This is a genomic window from Streptomyces sp. NPDC021020 (assembly GCF_044333285.1).
Taxonomy (GTDB): domain Bacteria; phylum Actinomycetota; class Actinomycetes; order Streptomycetales; family Streptomycetaceae; genus Actinacidiphila.
The window spans coordinates 13,254-25,605 of record NZ_JBIRQQ010000014.1 but is presented as its reverse complement, the minus strand read 5'-3'; the positions used below and the strand labels follow the sequence as shown (position 1 = coordinate 25,605).

The 12,352-nt window shown below is 71.2% G+C and carries 6 protein-coding genes; 1 reads left to right on the top strand and 5 read right to left on the bottom strand.

The genetic code is table 11. From position 1 onward, the window contains the following. From ACH4SL_RS32925 to ACH4SL_RS32905, 5 genes are all read right to left on the bottom strand, one after another. Positions 1-1,092, bottom strand: coding sequence for a LacI family DNA-binding transcriptional regulator (locus tag ACH4SL_RS32925; protein WP_398452693.1), 1,092 nt, complete (start codon positions 1,090-1,092; stop codon positions 1-3). A 34-nt stretch (positions 1,093-1,126) separates the two neighbouring features. Continuing rightward, positions 1,127-2,872, bottom strand: coding sequence for a glycoside hydrolase family 13 protein (locus tag ACH4SL_RS32920; RefSeq protein ID WP_398452690.1), 1,746 nt, complete (start codon positions 2,870-2,872; stop codon positions 1,127-1,129). Positions 2,873-2,983: 111 nt separating this feature from the next. Continuing rightward, complete coding sequence (locus ACH4SL_RS32915) at positions 2,984-3,883, bottom strand: sugar ABC transporter permease (protein ID WP_398452688.1); 900 nt, start codon at positions 3,881-3,883, stop codon at positions 2,984-2,986. Between the two features lie 13 nt (positions 3,884-3,896). Next, complete coding sequence (locus ACH4SL_RS32910; protein ID WP_398452686.1) at positions 3,897-4,895, bottom strand: carbohydrate ABC transporter permease; 999 nt, start codon at positions 4,893-4,895, stop codon at positions 3,897-3,899. 165 nt (positions 4,896-5,060) lie between these two features. Beyond that, positions 5,061-6,362 (bottom strand): extracellular solute-binding protein, encoded by a 1,302-nt coding sequence (locus ACH4SL_RS32905; RefSeq protein ID WP_398452683.1) that lies wholly within the window; start codon positions 6,360-6,362, stop codon positions 5,061-5,063. A gap of 449 nt (positions 6,363-6,811) precedes the next feature. Between ACH4SL_RS32905 and pulA the strand changes: the two genes are divergently transcribed. Beyond that, complete coding sequence (gene pulA, locus ACH4SL_RS32900; RefSeq protein WP_398453171.1) at positions 6,812-12,265, top strand: pullulanase-type alpha-1,6-glucosidase; 5,454 nt, start codon at positions 6,812-6,814, stop codon at positions 12,263-12,265. Positions 12,266-12,352 lie beyond the last annotated feature (87 nt).

The following is a 12,352-nucleotide window of genomic DNA, read 5'->3' as shown; positions in this document are numbered from 1 at the left end:
TCAGACTCCGGCCGGGTCGTCGCCCGACCGGGTGGTTCGAGCCACCCCGCCCTGCGCGGGCAGCGGCGCGCCCTGCCCGCTCGGACCGGCCGCGGTGGAGCCGCGGACGACCAGCTCGGGCAGGAAGACGAATTCGCTGTGCGGCGCCGGGGTGCCGGCGATCTCCTCCAGCAGCGCGTTGACCGCGGCCTGGCCCATCGCGGTGACGGGCTGCCGGATCGTGGTGAGCGGCGGGTCGGTGAACGCGATGAGCGGCGAGTCGTCGAAGCCGACGACCGACACGTCACCGGGCACCGTCAGGCCCTGCTGGCGGGCCGCCCGGATCGCGCCGAGCGCCATCATGTCGGAGGCGCACACGACCGCGGTGCAGCCCGCCGATATCAGCGCCCCGGCCGCGGCCTGACCGCCCTCCAGGGTGTACAGCGAGTGCTGGATGAGCGCGTGCGCCTCGTCCGGCGTCGATCCGAGCACCTCGGTCATCGACGCGACGAAGCCCTCGATCTTGCGCTGCACGGGGACGAAACGCTTCTGCCCGACCGCGAGGCCGATCTGCCGGTGCCCCAGCGCGGCCAGATGGGTGACGGCGAGCCGCATCGCGCCGCGGTCGTCGGGCGACACGAAGGGCGCGTTGACCTTCTCCGTGAAGCCGTTGATGAGCACGAAGGGCACGCCCTGGCCCTGGAGCCGGGCGTAGCGCTCCATGTCCGCGGTGGAGTCGGCGTGCAGCCCCGACACGAAGATGATGCCGGCCACACCCCGCTCCACCAGCATCTCCACCAGCTCGTCCTCGGTGGAGCCGCCGGGCGTCTGGGTGGCCAGCACCGGCGTGTAGCCCTCGCGGGTCAGGGCCTGCCCGATGATCTGCGCGAAGGCGGGGAAGATCGGGTTCTCCAGCTCGGGCGTGATGAGCCCGACCAGGCCCGCGCTGCGCTGCCGCAGCCGGACCGGGCGCTCGTACCCCAGCAGGTCGAGCGCGGCCAGCACTGATTCGCGGGTGGTCGCGGACACGCCCGGCTTGCCGTTGAGGACCCGGCTGACCGTCGCTTCGCTGACCCCCGCCTGCGCTGCGATGTCTGCGAGCCGCGCGGTCACAGCACCGGATGCTATTGGACGGAATGCCACCACGTCAGATCGCCCACCAAATTGTCGTGTCAGCGGCGATTGTGACGGCAACGCCGCCGGTGCCGCGAAGATCACTGTTCGTCCCGGCGCCCCCCGCCGCGCTGGAGAGCAGCGCGCGGCCCTCCGGCACGGTCAGCGTGACGGGCTCCGCGGTCAGGTTGACCAGGCACACGAAGCCCTCGCCGCCGTCCGCGGAGGCCGCGTCCCGCCGGAAGGCCAGCACGCCGTCGGGCGCGTCCAGCCACACCACCTCGGTGCCCGCGCCCAGCGCCGGGAGGCTGCGGCGCAGCTCCAGGGCCGAGCGGTACATCTCCAGCGTCGAGTCCGGGTCGCCGGTCTGCGCCTCGACGCTCAACCCCGCCCAGCTCGCCGGCTGCGGCAGCCAGCTCGGGCCGCCCGCGTCCGGGCCGAAGCCGTACGGCGGCTCGCTGCCCGACCACGGGATCGGCACCCGGCAGCCGTCGCGGAAGCCGTCCTGCCCGGCGGCGCGGAAGAACGACGGGTCCTGCCGCACCTCGTCCGGCAGGTCGGTGACGTCCGGCAGGCCCAGCTCCTCGCCCTGGTAGAGGTACGCCGAGCCGGGCAGCGCGAGCATCAGCAGCGTCGCGGCCCGCGCGCGGCGCAGGCCCAGCTCGCGGTCGCCGGCCTCGCGCAGCTGGGTGCCCAGACCCGGCGGGTTGGCGAAGCGGGTGGTGTGCCGGGTGACGTCGTGGTTGGACAGCACCCAGGTGGCCGGCGCGTCGACCGCGCCCATGACCGTCAGCGAGCGGTCGATGACCCGGCGCAGCTCGGCGGAATCCCACGAGGTGCCCAGGTACTCGAAGTTGAAGGCCTGGTGCAGCTCGTCGGGCCGCAGGTAGAGCGCGGCGCGCTCCAGCGTGGGCGTCCACGCCTCGGCCACACCGATGCGCTCACCCGGGTATTCGTCGAGGATCCGCCGCCAGTCGCGGTAGATCTCGTGCACCCCGTCCTGGTCGAAGTACGGCATGGGCGCGCTGCCCAGCAGCGACAGCTGCTCGGCGTGGCCGATGTCGGGCAGGCCCGCGGCCTTGACCAGGCCGTGCGCGACGTCGATACGGAAGCCGTCGGCGCCGAGGTCGAGCCAGAAGCGCAGAACGGAGCGGAATTCGTCGTGCACCGCCGGGTGGTCCCAGTTGAAGTCCGGCTGCTCGGGCGCGAAGAGGTGCAGATACCACTCGCCGGGGGCGCCGTCCGGGTCCGTGGTGCGGGTCCAGGCGGGGCCGCCGAAGATGGACTCCCAGTCGTTGGGCGGCAGCTCGCCCGCCGCGCCCTTGCCGGGGCGGAAGTGGAAGCGGTCCCGCATCGCGCTCCCGGGGCCCTCGCGCAGCGCCTGCTTGAACCACTCGTGCTGGTCGGAGCAGTGGTTGGGCACCAGGTCGACGATGACCCGCAGGTTCAGCCCGTGCGCGGTGCGTACCAGGTCGTCGGCGTCGCTGAGGGTGCCGAACATCGGGTCGACCGCGCGGTAGTCGGCCACGTCGTAGCCGGCGTCGGCCTGCGGGGAGGCGTAGAACGGCGACAGCCACACCGCGTCCACGCCGAGGTCGCGCAGGTACGGCAGCCGGGCGGTGACGCCGGGCAGGTCGCCCATGCCGTCACCGTTTCCGTCGGCGAAACTGCGCGGGTACACCTGGTAGATGACCGCATCGCGCCACCAGTCTCTGTGCCCGGCGGCAGCGGCAGCGGGAGCGGCGGCGGAGCGGGGCGCGTCGGAGAGGTGCTGGCTCATGGATTCCCTTGTCGGGTGCGGGTCCGCTGCTCCGCCCCGGAGCGGACCGGGTCGGGCGGCGGACATACGTACGTGCGTGCGGTGCGGGGTGCGGGGGGATTGCGGGGCGGGTCAGCCCTTGGTGCCGCCGGCCGTCAGACCGGTCACCAGGTGCTTCTGGACGAGCAGGAAGACGATCGCCGCGGGTATCGCGATCAGTACCGACGCGGCGGTCATGGAGCCCCAGTCCGCGCGCTGGTCGGAGGCGAAGGTGCGGATGCCCGCCGCGAGGGTGGAGTGGTCGCTGCTCATGAACTGGGCGGAGTAGGCCACCTCGCCCCACGCGGTCAGGAAGCTGTAGAAGGCGGTGACGGCCAGACCCGGGCGGGCCAGCGGCACGATCAGCCGCCAGAAGGTGCCGAACGGCGTGAGCCCGTCGACCCGGCCCGCCTCGTCGATCTCGCGCGGGATGGTGTCGAAGTAGCCCTTGAGCATCCACGCGCAGAACGGCACCGCGATCGTGCAGTAGACGAGGACCAGCCCGGCGTAGGTGTCGATGAGGTCGAGCTGCGCCAGCAGGTTGTACAGCGGCACGATCAGCACGGCCATCGGGAACATCTGCGTGACCAGGAAGTTCCACATGAGCATGCGGTGCCCGGGGAAGCGCATCCGGGAGATCGCGTAACCCGCGCTCGCCGAGACCAGCACGCCGAGCGCGGTGGTGCAGCCGGCCACGATCACCGAGTTGCCGAACCACTTCGGGAAGTCGGAGTGCAGCAGCACGAAGCGGTAGTTGCCCAGGCCCAGGTGGTGCACCACCTCGTGCGGCTGCTGCCACGCGCTGCTGGGGCCGAGCGAGATGAAGAGGATCCACAGCACGGGGAAGACGGCGATCGCGCTCGCGACCAGCAGCGTCGTGTGCAGGGCTATCGAGGCGCCGCGGCTGCGCTCGCCCCGCGCGCGGTGCCGGGTGGCGGTGGCGGGCCGGGCGGACGTGGCGGCGGCCGGGCCGGTGTGGGTGGTGGCACTCATGCTGATCCGGCTCCTAGGCCTGCTCGGGCTTCGTCTGGCGGCGGTAGAAGGTGGAGAAGGCCAGGAGGATCATCAGGATGACGATTCCGTAGGCGGCGGCCCCCGAGTAGTCGGAGACCCCGGTGAAGGCCTTCTCGTACGCGTGCGTCACGAGGATGTCGGTGTCACCGGTGGTGTTGTTGCCCAGCAGCAGGTAGATGATCGGGAACATGTTGAAGGTCCAGACCGTGCTGAGCAGGATCACGGTGCTGGTCACCGGCCGCAGGCCCGGCAGGGTGACGTTGACGAAGCGCTGCCACGGGGAGGCGCCGTCCATCTCGGAGGCCTCGTACAGCTCACCGGGGATCGCCTGGAGGCCGCCGAGCAGGGCCACCATCATGAACGGCACGCCCACCCAGACGTTCACCATGATCACCGCGATCTTCTGCGACATCGGTGAACCGAGCCAGTCCTGCGCGGGCAGCCCGACACTGGTGAGGATGTCGTTGAAGACGCCGTACTGCGAGTTGAGCATGAGCCGCCAGGCGAAGACGCCGATGAAGGCCGGCACCGCCCACGGCAGGATCAGGCACAGCCGGTAGAAGAGCCGGAATCGCACCTTGCGGTTGAGCAGCGTCGCCATGGCCAGGCCGAGGGAGTAGGTGATCGCGACACACGCGACCGTCCACACCAGCGTCCACTCCAGCCGCGGGTAGAAGTCGCCGTCCTTGCCGGAGAGGATCTGCCAGTAGTTGTGCAGGCCCACCCAGTGGTAGCTGGCGCCGATGTGCACCGGGCCGATGTCCTTGGCGACGTTCGTCTCGTTGGCGTTGGTCAGCGACAGGTACGTGCCGTAGCCGAGCGGGTAGAAGACCAGGACGGCCAGCACGATCACGGCCGGGGCGACCATCGCCCAGGCGTACCAGTACCGGTCCCAGGAGCGCCTGAGCATGGTGATCAGGCCGGGCCGCGGCTTGCGCGGCGGGCGGGCGGCCGTCCCCGGGGCGGGGTCGTCCATGGTGGCGGTGGTCATCGCTCCTCGGCTCTCTCGGCTGGTCCACGGCGGTGCGTGGGGATGGCGGATCTACGGCGGTGGGGTGCGGCGGCGGGGGACCGGACCGGCCGGCCGGGCGCGTGGACCCCTGCCCGCGGGTCGCGGGCGGGGGCCCCGGCCGGCCGGTCCGGAGTGCGCGGGCGGCTACTGCACGGTGTAGCCCGGCAGCAGCTTGCCGAACTCCTTGGCCGCCGCGTCCAGGCCGTCCTGGACCGAGGTCTTGCCCTGGAGGATCTTGATGTACTCCTGCTGGAGCGGCGTGAACAGGCTGCCCACCTGAGGCAGCGCGACGCGCGGCCGGGCGGTGTCCATGATCGGCTTGAAGCCCGCGATGGTCTGGTTCTTCAGCACCTCGGGGGTGTAGGCCGACGTCCGGGTCGGCAGCGTGCCGTTCTTCGCGGCGATCGTCTGCTGGCTGGCCGAGGACGTCATGAACTGCGTGAAGAGGTAGGCCGCGTCCAGGTTCTTGGAGCCCTGGTAGACCGCGAGGTCGTGGCCGCCGGTCGGGGCCTGCGCCTTGCCGGTCGAGCCTGCCGGGACGGGGGCGAAGCCGAGGTTGTCCTCCTTGCCCTGGAAGGCCGAGCCGGTCAGGTCGTCGCCGACCGACCAGGGGCCCTGGACGAGCATGGCGACCTTGCCGGTCTTGAAGGACGTCTGCATGTTGTCGTACGCGCTCGCGAAGTCGATCTTCAGCGAGGAGGTGTCGTAGATCTTCTTCGCCTCGGTGACCGCCTTGACGGCCTCCGGCGAGTTGACCGTGACCTTCTTGCCCGCCGGGTCGGCGAGGTCGGCGCCCTCACCGAACAGCACCGGGAAGAGGAAGTACGAGTCGGGGTTGATGTACGTGCCCGCGACGCCCGGCACCTTCGCCTTGATCGTGGCGGAGTCGGCGATCAGCTCGTCCCACGTGGCCGGCGGCTTGGTGATGCCGGCCTTGGCGAAGATGTCCTTGTTGTAGAGCAAGCCCAGGGTGTCGGTGACCGACGGCACGCCGTAGGTCTTGCCCTCGTACTTGGTGGTGTTCATCGGCCCGGCCAGGAAGTCCTGCGTGTCGCTGAGCGCCGCGGTGCCGTCCAGCGGGGCGATGTAGTGCAGCGAGGCGTACTCCGGGATCAGACCGACGTCGGTGCGGACCACGTCGGGCGCGCCCTTGCCGCTCTGCGCCGCCGCCTTGAACTTCTGCTCCACGGTGCCGAAGTCGACGTTCTGGTAGTTGACCTTGATCTTCGGGTACTTCGCCTCGAAGTCCTTGACGAGGGCCTGGTAGGTCGGGGCCTCGTTCTTGGCGTCGGAGGTGTCCCAGTAGGTGATCGTCCCGGAGACCGCCGCCGGGTCCTTGGCGGGCGCCGCCTTGTCGCTCTTGTCGTCGCTACCACTGCCGCCACAGGCGGTTGCCCCGAGAACGATGGCCGCGGCCATCGCCACGGCGGATATGCCGCGTCGCATACCTGACTCCTTGATGAGGGAAGTGCCCGTTCGCCCAGGCCAGGCTGGATGCCGGCCGATGTCGTCCCTGCGGGCCGTCGGGCTGGGCAGGAAAGTAACAGCGTTGTAATGCCTTGCGAAAGAGGCTGCAAGAAATTTTCTGCAAGATCCTTCATCCGTGATGCGGCCGTGACCTGGCCGTGCTCCGGCGTACGCCGTACGGCGGGCCCCTCGTACGCAAGCCCGAGCCGTACGGGCGGGTGTCCGGCCCGTGGCGCCCCGGCACGGAAGGGGGTGCGGGCGCGCCGCGAACGCCCCGATGACGGGAAGTGGTTACAGCCTCTTGCTGCAACCGCCCTTGCGGGGATACCTTCCCGGACAGCTTCGGCACCGACGCCGCAGTGGCGACCGGTTCATGCGCGTGGACCCGGGCGCGAGGCTGTCCCCAGCAAGGAGAACCGCCCGTGGCCCTGGACTTCAGGCTGCCCGCGTACCGGATCAGACGCCGCCGCCGTATACGGCGCCTGGCCACGGCCACCGCCCTCGCGGCGCTGGCCGCCCTCGTCCCCCTCGGACCGGCCGCGGCCGCGCACGGCGCGCCGAAGCCGCCCGCGCCGCCCTCCGACAAGGCGCTCGCCGGGCAGGCCGCCCGGCACGACGACACCCGCGAGCAGTTCTACTTCGTGATGCCGGACCGCTTCGCGAACGGCGACCCGTCCAACGACCGCGGCGGCCTCACCGGCAGCCGCCTCGCCACCGGCTACGACCCCACCGACAAGGGCTTCTACCAGGGCGGCGACCTCAAGGGCCTCACGCAGAAGCTCGACTACATCAAGGGCCTCGGCACCACCGCCATCTGGATGGCGCCGATCTTCAAGAACCAGCCCGTGCAGGGGACGGGAGCCGACGCTTCGGCGGGCTACCACGGCTACTGGATCACCGACTTCACCCAGGTCGACCCGCACTTCGGCACCAACGACGACCTGCGCAAGCTCATCTCCGCGGCCCACGCCAAGGGCATGAAGGTCTTCTTCGACGTCATCACCAACCACACCGCGGACGTCATCGGCAACACCGACAGCACCTACACCTACCTCGCCAAGGGCGCCTTCCCGTACATCTCCGCGGACGGCACGCCCTTCGACGACGACACCTACGCGGCCGGGACCAAGGGCTTCCCGAAGGTCACCGCCGCGTCCTTCCCGCGCACCCCCACCGTGCCCGCGGACCAGAAGCACACCAAGGTGCCGGACTGGCTCAACGACCCCACGATGTACCACAACCGCGGGGATTCCACCTTCGCCGGCGAGAGCGCGGACCAGGGCGACTTCACCGGCCTGGACGACCTGTGGACGCAGCGCCCCGAGGTCGTGCACGGCATGGAGCAGATCTACGAGAAGTGGGTCAGGGACTTCGCGGTCGACGGCTTCCGCATCGACACCGTCAAGAACGTCGACATGCCCTTCTGGACCCAGTGGGCCACCGCGCTCGACGCCTACGCGGCGCAGCACGGCCGGAAGAACTTCTTCATGTTCGGCGAGACCTACGACGCCGACCCCGCCGTCACCTCGCCGTACGTCACCCAGGGCCGCCTGGACGCGACGCTCGACTTCCCCTTCCAGGACGCCGCCCGCTCCTACGCCTCGCAAGGAGCCTCGCCCGCGAAGCTCGCAGGCGTCTACGGCCAGGACTACCGCTACACCACGGACAAGGCCAACGCGTACGAGGAGGTCACCTTCCTCGGCAACCACGACATGGGCCGCATCGGCAGCTTCCTCGCCCAGGACAACCCGGGCGCGAGCGACGCCGAACTGCTCCGGCGGGACGAGCTGGCCAACGAGGTGATGTTCCTCGGCCGCGGCAACCCGGTCGTCTACTACGGCGACGAGCAGGGCTTCACCGGCGCCCCCGGCGGCGACAAGAACGCCCGGCAGACGATGTTCGCCTCGCAGGTCGCCGACTACCTCGACGACGACGAGATCGGCACCGACCGCACCGCCGCGAGCGACGCCTACGACCCGCGGCACCCCCTCTACCGCACGATCGCCGCGCTGTCGCAGCTCACCAAGGCCCACCCGGCGCTGCGCGACGGCGTCCAGACCGAGCGCTACGCCGCCCCCGGCGACGGGCCCGGCGTCTACGCCTACTCCCGCACCGACACCGCGAGCCGCGACGACTACCTGGTGGCCGTCAACAACGCCACCACCGCGCAGAAGGTGACCGTCCCGACCGGCAACACCGCGGGCGCCGCCTACACCGGGCTCTACGGCACGACCGGCTCCTTCACCACCGGTGACGGCGGCAGCCTCACCGTGACCGTGCCGCCGCTCCAGGCCGTCGTGCTGCACGCCGCGAAGCCGCTGCCGAAGCCCGCGACCGCCCCGAAGCTGACGCTCACCGCGCCCGCCGCCGGTGCCACCGGCACCGTCGAACTCTCCGCCGACGTCAGCGGAGGCGGCCTGAACCGCGTCGTGTTCGCCGCGCAGGTCGGCAACGCCCCCTGGAAGGTGCTCGGTTCGGCCGACCACGCGCCGTACAAGGTGACGCAGGTGCTCGACGCCGCCACGGCCGCCGGAACACCCGTGCGCTACAAGGCCGTTGTGGTGGACGCGAGCGGGCGCACCGCGTCCGCGACCGCCGCGACGGTGACCGGTACGGCCCCCGTCAGCGCGCCGCCGACCGCGATCAGCCACGACTACGCGATCGTGCACTACAAGAGGCCGGACGGTGACTATGCCGACTGGAACCTCTACGCCTGGGGCGACATCGCCGACGGCGAGGCCACGACCTGGCCCGCCGGGCACGCCTTCACCGGCCGCGACGCCTACGGCGCCTTCGCGTACGTCAAGCTCAAGCCGGGTGCCTCCAGCGTCGGCTTCATCGTCGTGAACAAGGACGGCGTCAAGGACACCGACGGCGACCGCGCGATCGACCTCACCACCAGCGGCGAGGTCTGGATCAGCCAGGGCAGCCCGGCCGTGGCCACCAGCGCCCCGGACGGCGCCTACCCGCCGCAGGACACGACGAAGGCCGTCCTGCACTACCACCGCGCGGACGGGAACTACGACGGCTGGGGCCTGCACACCTGGACCGGCGCCGCGAACCCCACCGACTGGACCGCGCCGCTCAAGCCGACCCGGATCGACTCCTACGGCGCCGTCTACGAGGTGCCGCTCGCCGCGGGCGCCACGTCGCTGAGCTACATCCTGCACAACGGCGACACCAAGGACCTGCCCAGCGACCAGTCCCTCGACCTCACCGGCACCGGCCACGAGGTGTGGCTGCTGGACGCCACCCCCGCCTACCTGCTGCCGCAGCCCCAGGGCAGCGGCGCCGACCTGGACCTCGGCAAGGCGCAGGCCCAGTGGATCGACCGCGACACCGTCGCCTGGCAGACCACCGCCCCGTCCGCCTCCCAGCAGCTCGTCTACGCCGCGGACGGCGGCATCACCGTCAAGGACGGCGCCCTGTCCAGCGAGGGCAAGTGGCTGCGGCTGACGAAGATCCCCGGCGGCCTGACCGCCGCGCAGCTCGCCGAATTCCCTCAGCTGAAGGGCTATTCGGCCTTCAGTATCGACCCGCGCGACCGCTCCCGGGTGCGCGAGGCGCTGCGCGGCCAGCTCGTCGCGACCCAACGGGCCGCGAACGGGGCTCTGTTGGCGGCGACCGGTGTGCAGACCCAAGGTGTGCTCGACGACCTCTACTCGGGCTCCGCCCAACACGCCACGCTGGGCCCGGTGTTCGACGCCCACGGCAAGCCGAGCCTGTCGGTGTGGGCGCCGACCGCGCACAAGGTCGCGCTGGAGATCGGCGGGAAGACCGTCCCGATGCGCGAGGACGCGGCCGGCGGCGTGTGGTCGGTCAGCGGCCCCACGTCCTGGACGGGCAAGGCGTATCTGTTCGACGTGACGGTGTGGGCGCCGAGCGTCCAGCGGCTCGTCGTCAACAAGGTCACCGACCCCTACTCCGTCGCGCTGACCGCCGACTCGAAGCAGAGCCTGCTGGTGAACCTCGACGACCCGAAGCTCGCCCCCAAGGGCTGGAGCGGCGAGCGCAAGCCCGCCGCCGTCCCCATGAGCCAGGCGCAGATCCAGGAGCTGCACATCCGGGACTTCTCCACCGCCGACACCACCGTCCCCGCCGCCGATCGCGGCACGTACGCCGCCTTCACCGACACCTCGTCCGCGGGCATGACGCATCTGCGCGACCTCGCCAAGGCGGGCGTCACTCACGTCCACCTGCTCCCCGCGTTCGACTTCGCGACCGTCCCCGAGCGCACCGCCGACCAGACCACCCCGGCCTGCGACCTGGCCTCGTACGGGCCCGCGAGCGACGCCCAACAGGCCTGCGTCACCGCGCAGCAGGCCACCGACGCGTACAACTGGGGCTACGACCCCTACCACTTCACCGTGCCCGAGGGCTCGTACGCCAAGAACCCCGACGGGGCCGACCGCACCCGGGAATTCCGGCAGATGGTGCAGGGGCTCAACGGGGCCGGGCTGCGCGTCGTCATGGACGTCGTCTACAACCACACCTCCGCCGCCGGGCAGGCCGACACCTCCGTGCTCGACAAGATCGTGCCCGGCTACTACCAGCGGCTCATGCCCGACGGCTCCGTCGCCAACTCCACCTGCTGCGCCAACACCGCGCCGGAGAACGCGATGATGGGCAAGCTCGTCGTCGACTCGATCGTCACCTGGGCCAAGGAGTACAAGGTCGACGGCTTCCGCTTCGACCTCATGGGCCACCACCCCAAGGCCAACATCCTCGCCGTCCGCAAGGCCCTCGACGCGCTCACCCTCGCCAAGGACGGCGTCGACGGCAAGAAGATCATCCTCTACGGCGAGGGCTGGAACTTCGGCGAGGTCGCCGACAACGCGCGCTTCGTCCAGGCCACGCAGGCGAACATGGCCGGCACCGGCATCGCGACCTTCTCCGACCGTTCGCGGGACGCCGTCCGCGGCGGCAGCCCCTTCGACGCCGACCCCGGCGTCCAGGGCTTCGCCTCCGGCCTCTACACCGACCCCAACTCCTCGACCGCGAACGGGACCCCGGAGGAGCAGAAGGCCCGCCTCCTGCACTACCAGGACCTCATCGAGGTCGGACTCACCGGCAACCTGCGGCAGTTCAGCTTCACCGACTCCGCGGGCAAGAAGGTCACCGGCGCGGAGATCGACTACAACGGCGCCCCCGCGGGATACGCCGACGCGCCCGGCGACGCGCTCGCCTACGCCGACGCGCACGACAACGAATCCCTCTACGACGCGCTCACCTACAAACTCCCGGCCGGCACCTCCGCCGCCGACCGGGCCCGCATGCAGGTCCTCGCCGAGGCCACCTCGGCGCTCTCCCAGGGGCCCGCGCTCTACCAGGCCGGATCCGACCTGCTGCGGTCCAAGTCGCTGGACCGCAACTCCTTCGACTCCGGCGACTGGTTCAACGCGATCCACTGGGACTGCACGCAGGGCAACGGCATCGGGCGCGGGCTGCCCCCCGCCGCCGACAACGCCGACAAGTGGCCCTACGCCACGCCGCTGCTCACCGACTCCGCGGCGGTGCCGGGGTGCGCGGAGATGGGCTCCGCCTCCGCCGCGTACCAGGATCTGCTGCGGATCCGCACGAGTGAGCCGGGCTTCCGGCTCACGACCTCGGACGAGGTCCAGCGCGAGGTGGGCTTCCCCCTGTCGGGGGCGGACGCGACGCCGGGGGTCATCACGATGACGGTCGGCTCGCTGGTGGTCGTCTTCAACGCGACGCCGCGGGCCGCTTCGCAGCGGGTCGCTGCGCTGGCCGGGCACGCGTACGGGTTGCACCCGGTCCAGGCGCGCGGCTCCGACCCGGTGGTCAAGACCGCGGCCTACACCGCCGCGACCGGCACGTTCACCGTCCCGGCCCGCACGGTGGCCGTCTTCCGGGCCGGCTGACCCGCTCGGGCGCGGGCGCCTCTTGCGGCTTTCCCGCCGCGGGGGGGGGTGCCCGCGCCTTCGGCGCGGGGTGTTTCCCACCCGCAC